Origin of the sequence: Pseudomonas sp. NPDC089401, assembly GCF_044749485.1 — a bacterium.
Classification (GTDB): Bacteria; Pseudomonadota; Gammaproteobacteria; order Pseudomonadales; family Pseudomonadaceae; genus Aquipseudomonas.
This window is the reverse complement of the sequence record NZ_JBIVIA010000002.1, coordinates 498,041-516,378: the sequence shown is the minus strand read 5'-3', so window position 1 is coordinate 516,378 and position 18,338 is coordinate 498,041. Positions and strand designations below refer to the sequence as shown.

Sequence of the window (18,338 nt, the reverse complement as noted above, 5' to 3'; positions counted from 1 at the left end):
ATGAGGCATTGGGGAAAACGAGGAATGGTGGTGGCGGCTGCATTGTTCCAAGTCAGTTGTTCTGATTGGCAGCCGAATACATTCACGCTGGTGGGTGAATTGCCTCCGAATTTTTCTTACTCGGCGCGTGCGCTTTATGTGCCAAAACTAGATGCCGAATGTACGGTCAAGGACTGGCGATGGTCGATGCCGGAATATAACCGGCCTTGGCGAGGGGAATATGAGGCGGAAATTAAGATTGATATCAGCACCCACATGAAGGGTTGTCAGATGGTGCTAGATGCAGTCGAAATAAGAATCTACGCCCGATGGTCTGACGCTACACCAGTAGATCGAACGGATAGCGATGTGGCCGCAGCTTTGGATATCTACTCGTATTATCAAGGCAAGCATAAGCGTACGCTTAAAGGAAATGATGAAGATACGTTCTATGGAGAGTGCCGCTGGATGTTTAGAACGGCGGGCAAAGACCGCAAGCTAATTAAAAAATTGAGCTGCCAGCAGGATACTGATCGTGGAGAGTCCGGCGAGGGAATGGTGTATGCCGTTTATACCATCGATCAGCTGCGAGGAAAAACCATAAAAATGAATATACGCCTGAATGAAGAGGAACAACCCACTGAGCAAAATAAATGGGTCAAATTTCCCAATGGATGGAAGAGGTGCATGGGGATTGGTTACGAAGACACCTATGGCTACTGCAACGGAGATGTTTCGAATTTTAGTGATTTCACCGGTCCGAATGGCGAAATTTGCAGTATTCATCCGGGCTGTAGGGAATGATTTTTAGGCTTTCAATAAATGTAATGGACTGCGCAAACTGACCGAGGGATTAGTGAAATGATTACGTGGATAAAACGATTGGCTCTTGTGGTATTTTTATTGCTACAGGCCAGTTGCTCCGAATGGCAGCCGAATACGTTCACGTTAGTTGGCGAGTTGCCGCCGGGATTTTCTTATTGGGCAGGTGTGTATTATGTGCCGGAGCCAGGGACTGACTGCAATATTAAGGATTGGCGACGAACCATGCCGGAACATAATCGACCCTGGTTGGGAGAGTATAGGTCGGAAATAAAAATAAATATAAAAACTATAATCAAGGGTTGTCGGATGGTGGTCGATGATATTGACATAAAAATATTCGCGCGGTGGACGGATGTTGGGATGGGGCAGACCTATGATCGCGCGGGGTTGATGTTTCGTACGGAGCTTGAGGATAAACACAAAAGAATATTTAATTCAAAAGACGAAAGCGAGTTTTATGGCGAGTGTTATTGGGTCTTCAAAACGTCAGGGAAGTATCGAAGTCTTACAAAATATATTGAGTGCAGGAAAGATTTGGAGCGAGGTGAGCGAGGCAAAGGGAAGCCGTCCGCGATTTACGCCCGTGACCAGTTGCCGGGGAAAACAATAAAAATGAGCATCCGCTTGCTAGATAAGGAAAAGCCAGGTGTCAAAGATACTTGGATTGAGTTCCCTAATGGATGGAAAAGATGCCTGGGGGATGGCTTCGAAGACCCCTACGGTTTTTGCCGGGGGAACACTTCGGATTTTAGCTATTACACAGGGCCATACGGCGAAATTTGCACCATCTATCCGGGATGCGAGGAGTAAGACTCTATGGAAAAGCTGTATGGTGAACTGTCCTCTCCTCTCAACACCAAGATATTTACCTGCCCAGTACAAGACTGTCGGGCCAGCTTTCAGCTAGTCGATGAGTTCGGGAAAGGGGAGTCGTATGCGGGTCTGATTTATGAGGCAGTCGATAGAGAGGGGATCGTCTACCAAGGTGTACTGGACACCAATGGGCATGGCGTCGTCCCCGTCCACTACAGTGGTGGTTTGGTTGTAAGCGTGGCCACAGACTACCGTGGTGGAAATAAGCTTTATACTTGGTTGACTAGTCGCGACAACTACCCGCTGAAACTCACAGAGTTGCAGGTGCGTGCAGAAGATACATCGTTTAAAAATTCAGATGGTGCACGAACATTGGACAACCCTGCTCAATCTATAGCAGACCACTTCCTCCAAGTAGAAGTCAGCGACCTCGTTCGGTACACCTGTCATCTGCCGCCTGCTACAAAATCTCATTTCCCTCCGGAAGAACATGCCAGGAAACTCATGCGTGGTCATGGTGCTCATGGTGTGTGTCTAAGGCCTAATCGACATACGGTGCTGGAAGTACGTCCCATGCGTGCCTTGCGATTGGTGCTTTCGAAAGACCCTGCATTCTGTGTTCTGAACATGTACCAGCTGGCGCTTATGGCCACATTGAGCTATTCGCAGTTCGGGCAAGATCCGAGCGGGCATCCTGTCAGGGCTACAGCCGTCAGCTTCCCACATTTACCTACCATCGGTAACTGGTTCGGCGAGTCGTTGAGTTCGTTCAGGCAGGTCTGGGAGGTCGATAACAAGTTGAAGCAACCTTTCTACCCCATTTATGAAGAGGTTCGCTATTCCAAAAGATGGGAGGTCGCGCCATTCGATCCCCAGTTGTATACCGCCAACGATCCGGAGCGAGGGGCTGACCAAGAGCATCCGGCGAATATTCATTTCCTTGATGACCGTGGTGGGTTCAACGCAACAGATACCCAAGCATTTGCTGTTCACACACTTGATCAGATTCTGATATCGGTCCGAGGCACCAGCGAGTTCATGGCAGATGCGCTTCGGGATGCGGATGCGCTTCAGGTGAAATTCGATGAGGGGGAGGGAAGAGTTCATAGGGGATTTTATGAGTCCGCCAAAGAAGCACTTTCATTTGTAGATAACTACATGGCGAAGTTCTACACGAACCAACAAATCATCATCTGCGGCCACAGCCTGGGCGGTGCAGTCGCACTTCTGCTGGCAGAAATGCTTCGCCGCAAAAGGCAAGACCTCAACATCCAGCTCTACACCTTCGGCGCTCCCCGCGCCGGCGATACCACCTTCATGCAAGGCGCCGCCGACCTGGTCCACCACCGCATCGTCAATGACAACGACCCGGTCCCCAGTGTCCCCGCCACCTGGATGCACCGCCCCTTCGAAAAAGTCCGGCAAGACCTCGCCCAATCCAGCCTGAGGGCCCCCTTGGGCGTAAAAACCGTCCTCACCAGCCTCGGCTTCGAACTGGCCGATGACTACGCCCACCACGGCAAGCTGCGCCATTTCATGAGCATCCCGTTCGAGCCAGGTCGCCAATCCGCCGTGCTGTGGACCCCTGGCTGCGCCTCCATCACCGAGCAGGCCCTGTGCAGTCGCATGCTACGCCAAGAGCAAGGCCTGCCCGAGCGCATGGCGTTGATGGACCAGCTGTTCAGGACCAACGACCATTTCATGGTGGCTTATGTACCTGCGTGCTGGGCCGCGTTGCGTCGTCATCAGGAGGCGCTGCGGGCTGGCTCGCCGCCGATAACCCGCCGTGAGCTGTCATTGGTCCGCACCCTGCTGGTATCGCTCGATGAGCAGATTCAGCGTCTGCAGGCTTCGCTGAAGCAGGCAGACCCTCACCGCCGTCAGCATGAGAACCGGCTGCAAATGCTGAACGAAGAACGCCGCCGACTCGAAGCCACGCTGGCACGCCTCACGGCACTCGCCGACACCAACGTCACCGCCGCCGAAGTCTACGGCTCGCTCGCCACCCACCCCGAACTCGAAACGCTCCTGGCCCGTTGGCACGCCCATGACGGGAACAACCGCGAGGAACAACTGGCCATGGCGCCCGCCGAACTTCGGCCCATCGAGCCACCCATCAAAGTGGTGACCTACGACGAGATCCTCGCCATCCTCGACGCGGCCGACGACCCGACCGATCCGCTGAATCTCGTATAAAAAAAAGGCCCAAAGCGTGCGCTCGGGCCTTTGAAAGGTTGAGAGGTGTCTAGTCCCTCGACCTGGTGAGACTGTTTGCAGCGGTCTGGGTTACGCCTTCAGCGGAACCAGACGCGGGGCGATCATGTTTTCCGGGCGCAGGATGTCGTCGAGCATCGCGTCGTCCAGCAGCTTCTCTTCACGCACCAGTTCCAGTACGCCGCGGCCGGTTTCCAGGGCAACGCGGGCGATACGGGTGGCGTTTTCGTAGCCGATGTAAGGGTTCAGGGCGGTGACCAGGCCGATCGAGTGCTCGACCAGTTCACGGCAGCGTTGTTCGTTGGCGGTGATGCCGACGATGCAGTGCTCGCGCAGCATGTCCATGGCGCGCTGGAGCAGGCGGATCGAGTCGAAGATCTTGTAGGCGATCAGCGGCTCCATCACGTTCAGCTGCAACTGGCCACCTTCGGCGGCGACGGTCAGGGCCAGGTCGTTGCCCATGATCGCGAAGGCCACCTGGTTGACGGCCTCAGGGATAACCGGGTTGACCTTGCCTGGCATGATCGAGCTGCCTGGCTGGCGCGCCGGCAGGTTGATCTCGTTGATGCCGGTGCGTGGGCCGCTGGACAGCAGGCGCAGGTCGTTGCAGATCTTCGACAGCTTCACCGCAGTGCGCTTGAGCATGCCGGAGAACAGCACGAAGGCGCCCATGTCGGAGGTGGCTTCGATCAGGTCGGCAGCCGGGACCAGCGGCTGGCCGCTGATGGTGGCCAGGCGCTGGACTGCCAGCATCTGATAGCCCGGGTCGGCGTTGATGCCGGTACCGATGGCGGTGCCGCCCAGGTTGATTTCGGTCAGCAGTTCCGGGGCCAGCGAGCGCAGGCGCTGCAGGTCTTCGGTCATGGTGGTGGCGAAGGCGCGGAATTCCTGGCCCAGGGTCATCGGCACGGCGTCCTGCAGCTGGGTACGGCCCATCTTCAGTACGTGGTCGAATTCTTTACCCTTGGCAGCGAAGGCCTGGATCAGGCTGTCGAGGCTGGCCAGCAGGGCGTCGTGGCCCAGCAGCAGGCCCAGGCGGATGGCGGTCGGGTAGGCGTCGTTGGTCGACTGCGCCATGTTCACGTCGTTGTTGGGGTGCAGGTACTGGTACTCACCCTTCTGGTGGCCCATGGCCTCCAGTGCGACGTTGGCGATGACTTCGTTCGCGTTCATGTTGGTGGAAGTGCCAGCACCACCCTGAATCATGTCCACCACGAACTGCTCGTGGAAATCACCTTTGATCAGGCGGCCGCAGGCGGCGCTGATGGCGGCGTGCTTGGCATCGCTCAGGTGCCCCAGCTCACGGTTGGCGTCGGCAGCGGCCTGCTTGACCATGGCCAGGGCCACGACCAGCTTCGGGTAGTGCGACAGCGGAACACCGGAGAGATGGAAGTTGTTGGCAGCGCGCAGGGTCTGGATGCCGTAGTAGGCATCGGCAGGAACTTCAAGGGTACCAAGCAGATCTTTTTCGACGCGGAACGATGCAGCGGAGGACATGATGGATATCATCTCGATTTTGACCCGGCACATGCCGGAATGGCGCCAATCCTAGGCCTGAAGCCGATTTTGCGGCCAATGCTGTTGCACGCTAACCTATGCACAAACGGCATAGTGTTTCATGTGACGCCAATTGACATTCGAGCGTGTTCCATTTTGGTGCGCGCCGGGAGATCTGCTTCATGAACCTCGAAAGCAAGTGGCTGGAGGACTTCAGTGCCCTGGCCTCCACGCGCAGTTTTTCCCAGGCGGCGGAGCGGCGTTTCGTCACCCAGCCGGCCTTCAGCCGGCGCATCCGCAGCCTGGAAGCGGCCTTGGGCCTGACCCTGGTGAACCGTTCCCGCACGCCGATCGAACTGACCGAGGCCGGGCAGCTGTTTCTCGTCACCGCGCGCACCGTTGTCGACCAGTTGAGCGAAGTTCTTCGCCATTTGCATCACCTGGAAGGCGGGCAGGGCGAGGTGGTCCAGGTGGCTGCGGCGCACTCCCTGGCATCGGGCTTTTTCCCCCGATGGGTGGCGCAGTTGCGCAACGACGGTTTGAACATCGCCACCCGCCTGGTTGCGACCAACGTCGGAGACGCAGTGCATGCATTGAGGGAAGGTGGCTGCGACCTGATGCTGGCGTTCTATGACCCCGACGCGGCCTTGCAGATGGACGCCGAGATCTTCCCGTCGCTGCACATGGGTGACACCGAAATGCTCCCGGTGTGCGCAGTGGACGCCGACGGCAAGCCGTTGTACGACCTCGAAGGCGACGCCAGCGTGCCGTTGCTGGCCTATACCGCCGGTGCCTTCCTCGGCCGTTCGGTGAGCCTGCTGCTGCGCCAGCGCAACCTGCGCTACACCACGGTGTATGAAACGGCCATGGCCGACAGCCTCAAGAGCATGGCGCTGGAGGGCATGGGCATCGCCTGGGTGCCGCGCCTGTCGATGCGCGGCGAGCTGGAGCGTGGCGAACTGGCGATCTGCGGTGGCAGCCAATGGCATGTGCCGTTGGAGATCCGCCTGTACCGCTGCGCCCTGGTGCGCAAGGCCAACGTGCGGCTGTTGTGGCGCAAGTTGGAGTCGTCTGGCGCACCAGGTGACGCATCACTTTGAGTTGTACTTAATATAGTCAGCGATGTGGGTGCGGTTTTTGTCACTGTAACGGTAGCAGTTGGACCGCACAGGTACGCGGGGATGAGTGTAGGTCTCGCAGAACCAACCATTGAATTTCAGTTCGGCATCTTCGTGTGTAGCACCCAGCATATGGCCTATTTCGTGCGCTGGGGCACTATAAGCCGCTAATGAAGCGATCGCCGTATTCTGCTTCAGGTAGGCGAGGCCGGCGTTGTAGTTGAAGCCACTGCGATCGTAGCTGTTGCGCGTCATCAACATGTTTTTGTTCATGAATGAGAAGGGGCGCTGGTCCTGGAGGAGTAATTCACGAGTAAACTGATCGAGCAGTCGATTGGAGGACATGTCCGCGTAAGCGATGTCGGTTATGCCTGGCACCTTGCGCCGAAAAATGACTTCGATGGGATGTTGGGTGAAAGTACGCATTTCATCCAGCCAGTGCTGAAAGTAATCCGTGTTCAGCTGTGCATCACTCAGGGTGGCCAGGTCGTCGTGGGCATACACTGTGACGGTAAGCGATTTTGCTGCGTAGACACTTGGTAGTTGCAGGCAAAGTAACAGGCCTGACGAGAGCATGAATAAGCGATGTTTTTTCATGGTCATTTACCGAAATGCTGGAGAGTGGGAGTACCAGAGTCCTGTTTGCATGATGTCCAGGGCACCCGGAAAAATTGTCCCGGGAGACAACTTGCCCTTTGATCTGGCATGTGCTTGCAGGGGTGGGCGACACGCTCCGAAATACGCTACAATCCTGCGCCTTCGGCCAACTGGGTCGATTCAGAATTCGTATGACAAGCCACGCCGGTTCACCTGCGTGGCTTGTTGCTTTTAGCGCGCCTGAAGGCGCTTGCAGGAGAGGCTCGACGATGAGTGCACTGGTTGGCGTGATCATGGGCTCCAAGTCCGATTGGTCCACCCTTAGCCACACCGCCGATATGCTGGAAAAACTCGGCATTCCCTACGAAGTGAAGGTGGTTTCCGCCCACCGCACCCCGGATCTGCTGTTCCAGTATGCCGAGGAGGCCGAGGGCCGTGGCATCGAAGTGATCATCGCCGGTGCCGGTGGCGCAGCCCACCTGCCAGGCATGTGCGCCGCCAAGACCCACCTGCCGGTGCTCGGTGTGCCGGTGCAGTCGTCGATGCTGTCGGGCGTCGATTCGCTGCTGTCGATCGTGCAGATGCCAGCCGGCGTGCCGGTTGCCACCCTGGCCATCGGCCGTGCCGGCGCGATCAACGCCGCGCTGCTGTCGGCGAGCATCCTCGGTGCCAAGTACCCGCAGTTCCACGTGGCGCTCAAGCAGTTCCGTACCGAGCAGACCGACACCGTGCTGGACAATCCAGACCCGCGCCAGGCTTGAGGCTGAACCCATGAAGATCGGTGTAATCGGTGGCGGCCAGCTGGGCCGCATGCTGGCCCTGGCGGGTACTCCGCTGGGCATGAACTTCGCTTTCCTCGACCCGGCGCCGGACGCCTGCGCCGCGCCCCTGGGCGAGCACCTGCGTGCCGACTACGGCGACCAGGACCACCTGCGCCAGCTGGCCGACGAAGTCGACCTGGTGACCTTCGAGTTCGAAAGCGTCCCGGCCGAGACCGTGGCCTTCCTCTCGCAGTTCGTGCCGGTGTACCCGAGTGCCGAGGCGCTGCGCATCGCCCGCGACCGCCTGTTCGAGAAGAGCATGTTCCGCGACCTGGGTATCCCGACCCCGGCCTTCGCCGACATTCTCTCCCAGGCCGATCTCGACGCCGCGGTGGCCAGCATCGGCCTGCCGGCCGTGCTCAAGACCCGCACCCTGGGCTATGACGGCAAGGGCCAGAAGGTCCTGCGCACGCCTGAAGACGTGGTCGACACCTTCGCCGAGCTGGGCAGCGTGCCGTGCCTGCTGGAAGGCTTCGTGCCGTTCACCGGCGAAGTGTCGCTGGTGGCCGTGCGCGCCCGCGATGGCGAAACCCGCTTCTACCCGCTGGTGCACAACACCCACGAGAGCGGCATTCTCAAGCTGTCGGTGGCCAGCGTGGCGCACCCGCTGCAGGGCCTTGCCGAAGACTACGTCGGCCGCGTGCTCGAGCAGTTGGACTACGTCGGCGTGATGGCTTTCGAGTTCTTCGAGGTGGACGGTGGCCTGAAGGCCAACGAAATCGCCCCGCGCGTGCACAACTCCGGGCACTGGACCATCGAAGGCGCCGAGTGCAGCCAGTTCGAGAACCACCTGCGCGCCGTCGCCGGCCTGCCGCTGGGTTCGACTGCCAAGGTCGGTGAGAGCGCCATGCTCAACTTCATCGGCGAAGTGCCGGCGGTGGACAAGGTCGTGGCCATCGACGACTGCCACCTGCACCACTACGGCAAGGCCTTCAAGGTCGGGCGCAAGGTCGGCCACGCCACCCTGCGTTGCCAGGACATGGCCAGCCTCAAGGCCAAGATCGCCGAAGTAGAGGCGCTGATCAGCAACTGATCGAACTTCTTCGGGCGCTGCGCCCTCTGAAATGGCAACAAGGCAAAGCCCTGTCTAGGCTTTGGCTTGTTGCCATTTTCACATTCAGAGGGACTGCCATGGGCATCATTGGAACCATCTTCATCGGCCTCATCGTCGGCCTGCTGGCCCGCTTCCTCAAGCCGGGCGACGACAGCATGGGCTGGATCATGACCATCCTGCTGGGTATTGCCGGCTCCCTGCTCGCCACCTATGGCGGCCAGGCGCTGGGCATCTACCAGGCCGGGCAGGCCGCGGGCTTCATTGGTGCAGTGGTGGGGGCGATCATCCTGCTGGTGATCTACGGATTCATCAGGAAGCGCTGAATACTGGTTAGAATGCCCGGCAATTCAACCCGAGTTGCCGAGCCTTCTCATGCGTGTCTTTTTTCTCCTTCCCTTGCTCCTGGCCAGTGCCCTGGCCCACGCCGAACTGCCTGAAACCGACTGGCTGGAGCTGATGCCCAAGTCGGACCAGAAGGCCCTCGAGGCGATGCCCGAAATCGACCACAACTCGCCGGAAAGCGATGGCACCTTCACCGCCAAGGGCGGCCTGAAGCAGAGCAAGGGCTTGCCGGCGGTGATGTATTCGACCAAGACCGTGGCGGCCATGAACGGCAAGGAGATCCGCCTGGGCGGCTACCCGGTGCCGCTGGAGAGCGATGCCAAGGGCAACAGCACGCTGTTCTTCCTGGTGCCATACCCGGGCGCCTGCATCCACGTGCCGCCGCCGCCGCCGAACCAGCTGGTGCTGGTGCGCTATCCGAAAGGTCTGAAGATCGACGACATCTACACGCCGCTGTGGGTCAGCGGCAAGCTGAAGGTGGAGAAGGTCAGCAATGACCTGGCGGACGCGGCGTACGCGCTGGATGCGGGGAAGGTGAGAGTGGTGGAGGACGCCGACCTCTGAGTTTCCTGTGCTGGCCCTTTCGCGGCTAAAGCCGCTCCCACAGGTACAGCGCTGCTCTGAAGCTGTGGGAGCGGGTTTACCCGCGAAAGGGCCGGGCCTGCCAGAAAAGGCGTCAGATCTTTGCGCTACCGATCCTGACCTGCAACGACCGGCTGGCCCCCGGCTTGAGCTCCACCACATCGTCCCACACATTTGCCGTCTCGATGCACAGCATCCGCTGCCAGCCATCGTCGGCCATGTCTGCCAGCTCACTGGCCCGCTCGGTCCATGGGTTCCAGATCACCGCCGAACGCGAGCCGCTACTGCCAAGCGTAATGCGCCGTTCCCAGTGCGGATCGACGATGCTCAGGGTTTGCGGGGTATCGAGGTAGATCCGGTCGGTTTCCCCGGAGAATGCCAGCGCACCTTGCTGCTGGCGCTGTTCCCAGTCGGCCAGGGTCTCGATGTACTGCAACCCTTCGACACCTTCTACCTGCGCCTGGCGCACGTCGCTGACGGCAAAGTAGCTGTGCAGGGCCTGGCTGAGTGTCACCGGACTGTTGCCCATGTTGCGGCTGGTCAGGCTCACGCAGAGCTCATCGCCCAGCACCACCTGCAGTGTCAGTTCGACATCGTGCGGCCAGTCCGGTAGATCGCCCTGGGCCTCGGGCAGCGCGAACTCGATATGCAGGTCCGGGCCTTTTTCCTCGACCCCCAGCAATTGCCAGTCACGCGTGCGCGCCAGGCCATGGGCAGGCGCCTGCTCGCCACGGTACATGGCCTGCACCGACGCCGGGTTGCGTTGCAGGTTGCCGAACCACGGCCAGCACACCGGCACACCGGCACGCACGGATTTGCCCTGGCGGAAGATGGCCTGGTCGCTCAGCCACAGCAGCGGGGGCTCGCCGACGCGCTGGTAGCTGAGGATCTGCGCCCCTTGCTGGGCGATCAGTAGATCGGCGTGGTCGCTGCTGATACGCCAGCAGTTGAGTTCGCCGTGTTGCTCGGATTCGACCTTGAAGTTAGCCATTGCGCTCGTCCCATTGAATGCCTGTGGGCCCTTGGACCCGATGACGTGCAATGAGTTTACCGCTCGCGAGGCTCAGCGACGAGGCACCGAGCGGGTGCGGCCGCTGCCGTCGATGGCGACGAACACGAACTGTGCTTCGGTGACCTTGCGCCATTCGCTGGACAGCGGGTCGTCGCTCCATACCTCGACCATCATGCGGATCGAGCTGCGGCCGATGTCCAGGGTCTGGGTGTAGAACGACAGCTGCGCGCCCACGGCCACCGGCACCAGGAACGCCATGCGGTCGATGGACACCGTGGCCACCCGGCCACCGGCGACGCGGCTGGCCATGGCGGTGCCCGCCAGGTCCATCTGGGCCACCAGCCAGCCACCGAAGATATCGCCGAAGCCGTTGGTTTCGCGCGGCAGCGCGGTGATCTGCAAGGCCAGGTCGCCTTGCGGGATAGGATCTTCTTGTTCGAGCTCGATCATGCGATGGGGCCTCTGACCCGTGACGCTTTCGTTGAGATGGCGCAAGGCCGAGTAAACGATTCAGCAGGCAACATACTACGCTGATTCTGTTTCAACTGGCGGCGCTAGGGAAACTCTGCGAAACCGTCTGACATGATAACCGGCGTTTTCGCACAACTTCCCTTGTTAATAGCAGCCTTTTCCTATGAACGGCCAGTATATATAGCCATTGGTTCAGCGACGACCGCGTCTTCATGAATATCTGTAGGGATTTTGTATCGCTTTCAGCGCGGCTCGGCAATTTGCTATCTTCGCTCCTCGTCCCAATCCAGAAGCCGCGCGACAAGCGGCCTGCATGCCCACAAGAGATAAAAGAGCGATGACCTCCGTGCCGAGCAGTATCGAGCAGCCCTCCCGGCCGCTGACCCGCAGTGACTACAAGACCCTCTCACTGTCCGCCCTGGGCGGAGCGCTGGAGTTCTACGACTTCATCATCTTCGTGTTCTTCGCCACGGTGGTCGGCAAGCTGTTCTTCCCCGCCGACATGCCTGAGTGGCTGCGCCTGATGCAGACCTTCGGCATCTTCGCCGCCGGTTACCTGGCCCGGCCGCTTGGCGGCATCGTCATGGCCCACTTCGGCGACCTGCTCGGGCGCAAGAAGATGTTCACCCTGAGTATCTTCATGATGGCCCTGCCGACCCTGGTCATGGGCCTGCTGCCGACTTATGCACAGATCGGCCTGTGGGCGCCGATCCTGTTGCTGCTCATGCGCGTGATCCAGGGCGCGGCCATCGGCGGCGAGGTGCCGGGTGCCTGGGTGTTCGTTTCCGAGCACGTACCGGCGCGCAACACCGGCTACGCCTGCGGCACCCTGACCGCTGGCCTGACCGCGGGCATCCTGCTCGGCTCGCTGGTGGCCACGCTGATCAACAGTGTCTACAGCGTGGAAGAAGTGGCCGACTACGCCTGGCGTATCCCGTTCCTGCTCGGCGGCGTGTTCGGCCTGTTCTCGGTCTACCTGCGCCGCTGGCTGCACGAAACCCCGGTGTTCGCCGAGATGCAGGCGCGCAAGGCCCTGGCCGAGGAGCTGCCACTGCGCGCGGTGCTGCGTGACCACCGTGGCCCGATCATCCTGTCGATGCTGCTGACCTGGATGCTCTCGGCGGGCATCGTGGTGGTGATCCTGATGACCCCGGCGCTGCTGCAGAGCATCTACCACGTCAGCCCCACCGACTCGCTGAAGGCCAACAGCCTGGCGATCGTGCTGCTGAGCCTGGGTTGCGTCAGCGCCGGTGGCCTGGCAGACCGCTTCGGCGCGGGCCGGGTGTTCGTGATCGGCAGCCTGGCGCTGCTGGCCTCTTCCTGGACCTTCTACCACAGCCTGCCGACCCGGCCTGAGCTGCTGTTCCCGCTGTATGCGGTGACCGGGCTCTGCGTGGGTGTCATTGGCGCTGTGCCGTACGTGATGGTCAAGGCGTTCCCGCCGGCGGTGCGCTTCAGTGGCTTGTCGTTCTCCTACAACGTGGCGTACGCGATCTTCGGGGGTTTGACGCCGATGGTGGTGACGGCGCTGCTCAAGGTCAGCCCGATGGCACCGGCCTATTACGTGGCCGGGCTGTGTGCAGTAGGGCTGTGTGTGGGGCTGTACCTGCTCGCCAACAAGCGCTGATCTGTATCAAGGCTGCTGGCCTCTTCGCGGCTGAAGCCGCTCCTACAGGGGTTGCGCAAAACCCTGTGGGAGCGGCTTCAGCCGCGAAGAAGCCAGGCCTGCCTTTCAGTGATGGCCTTTCATCCATTTGTCACAATCAAGTCATATCGTGTTCATGCGGCCTGCCGATACTTGGGCCCGTTCCATCCAACACCCCCAAATTCCTGCTAGGAGCAAGGCATGAAACTGAAGCGTTTGATGGCGGCCCTCACCTTCGCTGCCGCTGGCGTCGCAGCCGCCAACGCGGTAGCCGCCGTCGATCCGTCGATCCCGACCTACACCAAGACCACCGGTGTTTCGGGCAACCTCTCCAGCGTCGGTTCCGACACCCTCGCGAACCTCATGACCCTGTGGGCCGAGGCCTACAAGAAGGAATACCCGAACGTAAACATCCAGATCCAGGCCGCCGGCTCCTCGACCGCGCCACCTGCGCTGACCGAAGGCACCGCCAACCTGGGCCCGATGAGCCGCAAGATGAAGGATGTCGAGCTGCAGGCCTTCGAGCAGAAGTACGGCTACAAGCCGACCGCCATCCCGGTCGCGGTCGACGCCCTGGCGGTGTTCGTGCACAAGGACAACCCGATCAAGGGCCTGACCATGGCTCAGGTCGACGCCATCTTCTCCTCCACGCGCCTGTGCGGTGCCAAGGCTGAAGCCAAGACCTGGGGCGACGTCGGTGTGACCGGCGACCTGGCCAACAAGCCGATCCAGCTGTTCGGCCGCAACTCGGTGTCCGGTACCTACGGCTACTTCAAGGAAGAAGCCCTGTGCAAAGGCGACTTCAAGGCCAACGTCAACGAACAGCCTGGCTCGGCTTCGGTCGTGCAGTCGATCAGCTCCTCGCTGAACGGCATCGGCTACTCGGGCATCGGCTACAAGACCGCCAGCGTGAAGACCGTGCCACTGGCCAAGAAAGAAGGCGGCGAGTTCGTCGAAGACAACGAAGCCAACGCCCTGAACGGCAAGTACCCGCTGTCGCGCTTCCTGTACGTCTACGTCAACAAGGCGCCGAACAAGCCTCTGGCCCCGCTGGAAGCCGAGTTCGTCAAGCTGGTGCTGTCGCAGGCTGGCCAGCAGGTGGTGGTGAAGGATGGCTACATCCCGCTGCCGGCCAAGGTGGTCGACAAGACCCTGGCTGACCTGGGCCTGTCCCACGCGGGCAACGTTGCAAAAAAGTAAGTAACTGAGGACGAGGCCGGTGCCCATGCCGGCCTCTTCCACGTATTCTCCAGCCCCGAAGCCAGCATTGCTGAGCGGCGGGCTTCGTCGCGTCACCACTTTGTCATGTTTTTGTCATACGGTACCGCTAGGGTGTGCGCATGAATGATCTGGCCAATTCCTCGATGACCCCAAATTCCCCTCCCGTGCGGATTGACTTCAATACGCCGGAGTTGCAACGCAAGCGCCGCATGCGCGCCCTCAAGGATCGCCTGACCCGCTGGTACGTGCTGGTGGGCGGGCTTGCCGTGCTCGCGGCCATCACCCTGATCTTCTTCTACCTGGCCTACGTGGTCCTGCCGCTGTTCCAGGGCGCCGAGCTGACCGGCAAGAAAGCCCTGGAGCCGGCCTGGCTGCAGCAGGATGCCGGCAAGCCGCTGATGATCGCGCTCGAAGAGCAGAACCTGGTAGGCATGCGCGTTTCCGACAAGGGCCAGGCGCTTTTCTTCGATACCAAGACCGGCAACGAGCTCAAGCGCGTCGACCTGCCGCTGCCGGCGGGTACCCAGGTCAGTTCGATCGGCGCCGACCAGCCGGGCAGCCCGCTGATCGTGCTGGGCTTGTCCAACGGCCAGGCGCTGGTGTTCCACCACACCTACAAGGTCACCTACCCGGACAACAGGAAGACCATCACCCCCGGCATCGACTACCCCTACGGCCAGACGCCGTTCCTGCTCGACGAGCAGGGCCGTGCGCTGGAGCATGTGAGCGTCAACGCCAACGGCGACAGCCTGATCGTGGCCGGCTCCACGGGCGCGCAGCTGCAGGTGCTGCAGCTGACCCGCGAAGAAAACATGATGACCGAAGAGGTCACCACCGAGCAGAGCCGCATTGTCCTGCCGCAGATGACCGAGGCGGTGAAGAACATCTTCATCGACCCACGCCAGCAGTGGTTGTACGTGATCAACGGCCGCGCCACCGCCGATGTGTTCAGCCTGCGCGACAAGAGCCTCAACGGCCGCTACAAGCTGACCGAAGATGCCGACACCGAAATCACCGCCAGCACCCAGCTGGTCGGCGGCATTTCGCTGATCATCGGCGACTCCAAAGGCGGCCTGGCCCAGTGGTTCATGGCCCGTGACACCGATGGCGAGCAGCGCTTCAAGCAGATCCGCACCTTCCAGATGAGCAAGGCGCCGATCGCCCAGATCGATGCCGAAGAACGTCGCAAAGGCTTCATCGCCCTCGACAGCGACGGCAAGCTTGGCGTGTTCCACAGCACCGCGCACCGCACCCTGCTGGTCGAGCCGGCCGCCACAGGCCCAGGCACCCTGGCCCTGTCGCCGCGGGCCAACCGCATCATCATCGAAGAAGGCGGCAAGCTGCTGCCGCTGAGCCTGCGCAACCCGCACCCGGAAGTTTCCTTCAGTGCGCTGTGGGGCAAGGTCTGGTACGAGAACTACGACGCACCCCAGTACGTCTGGCAGTCGACCGCCTCGAACACCGACTTCGAACCCAAGCTGAGCCTGTCGCCACTGACCTTCGGTACTCTCAAGGCCGCGTTCTACGCGATGATCCTGGCGGCGCCGCTGGCCATTGCCGCTGCCATCTACACCGCCTACTTCATGGCCCCGGGCATGCGCCGCAAGGTCAAGCCGGTGATCGAGCTGATGGAAGCGATGCCGACGGTGATCCTCGGCTTCTTCGCCGGCCTGTTCCTTGCGCCGTACCTCGAAGGCCACCTGCCGGGCGTGTTCAGCCTGTTCCTGATCATGCCGCTGGGCATCCTGCTGACTGGCTTCGCCTGGACCCGCCTGCCCGAGTCGATCCGCCTGCGCGTCCCGGATGGCTGGGAAGCGGCGATCCTGATCCCGGTGATCCTGGCGATCGGCTGGTTCGCCCTGGGGGTCAGCCCGCTGCTGGAAAGCTGGTTCTTCGGCGGCGACATGCGCCTGTGGATCCATGACGAGCTGCACCTGACCTTCGACCAGCGCAACGCCCTGGTGGTCGGTATCGCCATGGGCTTCGCGGTCATCCCGAACATCTACTCGATCGCCGAGGACGCCGTGTTCAGCGTGCCGCGCAGCCTGACCCTGGGCTCGCTGGCGCTGGGTGCGACGCCGTGGCAGACCCTGACCCGCGTGGTCATCCTCACCGCCAGCCCGGGCATCTTCTCGGCGCTGATGATCGGCATGGGCCGCGCGGTGGGCGAGACCATGATCGTGCTGATGGCCACCGGCAATACCCCGATCATGGAAATGAACCTGTTCCAGGGCATGCGCACCCTGGCCGCCAACGTGGCGGTGGAGATGCCGGAGTCGGAAGTCGGCGGCAGCCACTATCGTGTGCTGTTCCTCGCCGCCCTCGTGCTGCTGATGTTCACCTTCATCATGAACACCTTGGCCGAGCTGATTCGCCAGCGTCTGCGCAAGAAATACTCGTCGCTTTGATAGAAAGGTAGCGATCCGTGAAAAAGGATTCCCTCAAGGGCTGGTTCAAGAGCGGCGCCCCAGGCGTCTGGATCAGCGGTGGCGCAGTGGCCATGGCGGTGATCATGACCATCGGCCTGCTGGCGGTGATTGCCGTGCGCGGCCTGGGCCACTTCTGGCCGGCCGACCTGGTCCAGGCCACCTACAAGGTGCCGGGCCAGGCCGATCACGTGGTGATCGGCGAAGTGGTGCAGAAGGAACAAGTGCCGCGCCCGCGCCTCAAGGGCGCCGGCCTGCCGGTGCCGGACGACGGCCCGGCGTTCATGACCCGCGAGCTGGTCAAGGTGGGTAACCGCGACCTGTATGGCAGTGATTTCACCTGGGTGGTCGGCGACTGGATGGTCGATGAGCAGCACCCGGCCGAGCTGATTGCGCTGGAGCGCCGCGAGTGGGGCAACTTCTACGGCTACCTGGTCAGCGTCAAGCAAGAGGGCCGCGTGGTCGCCCAGGGCCCAGGCGCCTGGGCCGAGCTGCAGGCCCGCCTGAAGCGCGCCAGCCAGCTCAACAGCGAGCTGCAGCAGCTGGAAAAGAAAGACATCGGCGCCATCAACCATGGCCTCGAGCGCCTGCGCCTGCATGGCCGCAAGCTGGAACTGGACGGCAAGCTGGACGCCGCCGCCCAGGCCGACATGGACGCCGAGCGCGCCGAGCTGAACAGCCGCTACAAGGCCATCGAAGAGCGCCTCAGCGGCCTGCACCAGGCCTTCGCCCGCGACAGCCTGGTGGCCCGCGACGGCAACGGCCGCGAGGTGGAGATCAACCTGAGCAAGGTGGTGCATGCCATCCAGCCGAACGCCATGTCTGGCTTCACCAAGCTGGGCACGTACTTTGGCAAGGTCTGGGAATTCCTCAGCGCCGACCCGCGTGAGGCCAACACCGAGGGCGGTATCTTCCCGGCCATCTTCGGCACCGTGATGATGACCCTGATCATGGCCGTGATCGTCACCCCGTTCGGTGTGCTGGCGGCCGTGTACCTGCGCGAATACGCCAAGCAGGGCCCGGTGACCCGGTTGATCCGCATCGCCGTGAACAACCTGGCGGGCGTGCCGGCGATCGTCTACGGCGTGTTCGGCCTGGGCTTCTTCGTCTACGTGCTGGGCGGCTCGATCGACCGGCTGTTCTTCCCCGAAGCGCTGCCGGCGCCGACCCTCGGCACCCCGGGCCTGCTGTGGGCCTCGCTGACCCTGGCGCTGCTGGCCGTGCCGGTGGTGATCGTGGCCACCGAGGAAGGCCTGGCGCGCATTCCGCGCACCTTGCGCGAAGGTTCCCTGGCCCTGGGCGCGACCAAGGCCGAGACCCTGTGGAAGATCGTCCTGCCGATGGCCAGCCCGGCGATGATGACCGGCATGATCCTCGCCGTGGCCCGCGCCGCCGGTGAAGTGGCGCCGTTGATGCTGGTGGGTGTGGTGAAGCTGGCGCCATCGCTGCCGCTGGACGGCAACTACCCGTACCTGCACCTGGACCAGAAGATCATGCACCTGGGCTTCCACATCTACGACGTCGGCTTCCAGAGCCCCAACGTCGAGGCCGCGCGGCCACTGGTGTACGCCACCGCGTTGCTGCTGGTGCTGGTGATCGCCACCCTCAACCTGTCGGCGGTGTGGATCCGTAACCACCTGCGCGAGAAGTACAAGGCGCTCGACAGCTGAGCCTGATCTGCAAGCGTCGCCCGCATGCCGGGCGGCCCTTCGAAACGAATT

Annotated in this window: 16 protein-coding genes; 12 read left to right on the top strand and 4 right to left on the bottom strand. The window is 61.4% G+C overall.

The window, feature by feature from the left end; genetic code table 11:
• From ACIP21_RS06540 to ACIP21_RS06530, 3 genes are read left to right on the top strand one after another with little or no spacing between them, the layout of a single operon-like run.
• The gene (locus ACIP21_RS06540; protein ID WP_400685353.1) at window positions 1-783 is read left to right on the top strand and encodes a hypothetical protein; all 783 of its coding nucleotides are present in this window, start codon (window positions 1-3) and stop codon (window positions 781-783) included.
• Window positions 784-840: 57 nt separating this feature from the next.
• A complete protein-coding gene (locus tag ACIP21_RS06535) occupies window positions 841-1,614 on the top strand; it encodes a hypothetical protein (RefSeq protein ID WP_400685351.1) in 774 nt (257 codons plus the stop codon).
• A 6-nt stretch (window positions 1,615-1,620) separates the two neighbouring features.
• Window positions 1,621-3,813 carry a lipase family protein gene (locus ACIP21_RS06530; RefSeq protein WP_400685348.1) on the top strand — a complete coding sequence of 731 codons (2,193 nt, stop codon included), beginning with the start codon at window positions 1,621-1,623 and terminating at the stop codon, window positions 3,811-3,813.
• A 90-nt stretch (window positions 3,814-3,903) separates the two neighbouring features.
• Here the strand turns inward: ACIP21_RS06530 and aspA are convergent, their stop codons facing one another.
• Complete coding sequence (gene aspA / locus ACIP21_RS06525) at window positions 3,904-5,328, bottom strand: aspartate ammonia-lyase (RefSeq protein WP_400685345.1); 1,425 nt, start codon at window positions 5,326-5,328, stop codon at window positions 3,904-3,906.
• A gap of 182 nt (window positions 5,329-5,510) precedes the next feature.
• Between aspA and ACIP21_RS06520 the strand changes: the two genes are divergently transcribed.
• Window positions 5,511-6,428, top strand: a complete 918-nt coding sequence (locus tag ACIP21_RS06520) for a LysR substrate-binding domain-containing protein (RefSeq protein ID WP_400685342.1) — start codon at window positions 5,511-5,513, stop codon at window positions 6,426-6,428.
• On the opposite strand, the gene ACIP21_RS06515 is transcribed toward ACIP21_RS06520, so the two are convergent.
• Window positions 6,420-7,043 (bottom strand): hypothetical protein, encoded by a 624-nt coding sequence (locus ACIP21_RS06515; protein ID WP_400685881.1) that lies wholly within the window; start codon window positions 7,041-7,043, stop codon window positions 6,420-6,422. The two genes, ACIP21_RS06520 and ACIP21_RS06515, sit on opposite strands and share 9 nt — an antisense overlap.
• A gap of 269 nt (window positions 7,044-7,312) precedes the next feature.
• Between ACIP21_RS06515 and purE the strand changes: the two genes are divergently transcribed.
• The 4 genes from purE to ACIP21_RS06495 all read left to right on the top strand — a co-directional run bounded on the left by purE (window position 7,313) and on the right by ACIP21_RS06495 (window position 9,824).
• Window positions 7,313-7,804: a 5-(carboxyamino)imidazole ribonucleotide mutase gene (gene purE / locus ACIP21_RS06510; RefSeq protein ID WP_400685340.1), complete on the top strand. Its 492-nt coding sequence runs from the start codon at window positions 7,313-7,315 to the stop codon at window positions 7,802-7,804.
• A gap of 10 nt (window positions 7,805-7,814) precedes the next feature.
• The gene (locus tag ACIP21_RS06505) at window positions 7,815-8,897 is read left to right on the top strand and encodes a 5-(carboxyamino)imidazole ribonucleotide synthase (RefSeq protein WP_400685338.1); all 1,083 of its coding nucleotides are present in this window, start codon (window positions 7,815-7,817) and stop codon (window positions 8,895-8,897) included.
• A 98-nt stretch (window positions 8,898-8,995) separates the two neighbouring features.
• Window positions 8,996-9,241: a GlsB/YeaQ/YmgE family stress response membrane protein gene (locus ACIP21_RS06500; RefSeq protein ID WP_400685336.1), complete on the top strand. Its 246-nt coding sequence runs from the start codon at window positions 8,996-8,998 to the stop codon at window positions 9,239-9,241.
• Between the two features lie 49 nt (window positions 9,242-9,290).
• Window positions 9,291-9,824: a DUF3299 domain-containing protein gene (locus tag ACIP21_RS06495; RefSeq protein ID WP_400685333.1), complete on the top strand. Its 534-nt coding sequence runs from the start codon at window positions 9,291-9,293 to the stop codon at window positions 9,822-9,824.
• Window positions 9,825-9,936: 112 nt separating this feature from the next.
• On the opposite strand, the gene ACIP21_RS06490 is transcribed toward ACIP21_RS06495, so the two are convergent.
• Both ACIP21_RS06490 and ACIP21_RS06485 read right to left on the bottom strand, forming a co-directional pair.
• Window positions 9,937-10,833, bottom strand: a complete 897-nt coding sequence (locus ACIP21_RS06490) for a D-hexose-6-phosphate mutarotase (protein ID WP_400685330.1) — start codon at window positions 10,831-10,833, stop codon at window positions 9,937-9,939.
• A 72-nt stretch (window positions 10,834-10,905) separates the two neighbouring features.
• Window positions 10,906-11,304: an acyl-CoA thioesterase gene (locus ACIP21_RS06485; RefSeq protein WP_400685327.1), complete on the bottom strand. Its 399-nt coding sequence runs from the start codon at window positions 11,302-11,304 to the stop codon at window positions 10,906-10,908.
• Window positions 11,305-11,662: 358 nt separating this feature from the next.
• On the opposite strand from ACIP21_RS06485, the gene ACIP21_RS06480 reads away from it, so the two are divergent.
• The 4 genes from ACIP21_RS06480 to pstA all read left to right on the top strand — a co-directional run bounded on the left by ACIP21_RS06480 (window position 11,663) and on the right by pstA (window position 18,287).
• Window positions 11,663-12,952: an MFS transporter gene (locus ACIP21_RS06480; RefSeq protein ID WP_400685324.1), complete on the top strand. Its 1,290-nt coding sequence runs from the start codon at window positions 11,663-11,665 to the stop codon at window positions 12,950-12,952.
• A 219-nt stretch (window positions 12,953-13,171) separates the two neighbouring features.
• Window positions 13,172-14,170 carry a phosphate ABC transporter substrate-binding protein PstS gene (locus ACIP21_RS06475; RefSeq protein WP_400685321.1) on the top strand — a complete coding sequence of 333 codons (999 nt, stop codon included), beginning with the start codon at window positions 13,172-13,174 and terminating at the stop codon, window positions 14,168-14,170.
• A gap of 140 nt (window positions 14,171-14,310) precedes the next feature.
• Entirely contained in the window at window positions 14,311-16,599 is a 2,289-nt protein-coding gene (locus ACIP21_RS06470) for a phosphate ABC transporter permease (protein ID WP_400685319.1), read from the top strand.
• Window positions 16,600-16,616: 17 nt separating this feature from the next.
• Window positions 16,617-18,287, top strand: a complete 1,671-nt coding sequence (gene pstA / locus ACIP21_RS06465) for a phosphate ABC transporter permease PstA (RefSeq protein ID WP_400685317.1) — start codon at window positions 16,617-16,619, stop codon at window positions 18,285-18,287.
• Window positions 18,288-18,338: the final 51 nt, after the last annotated feature.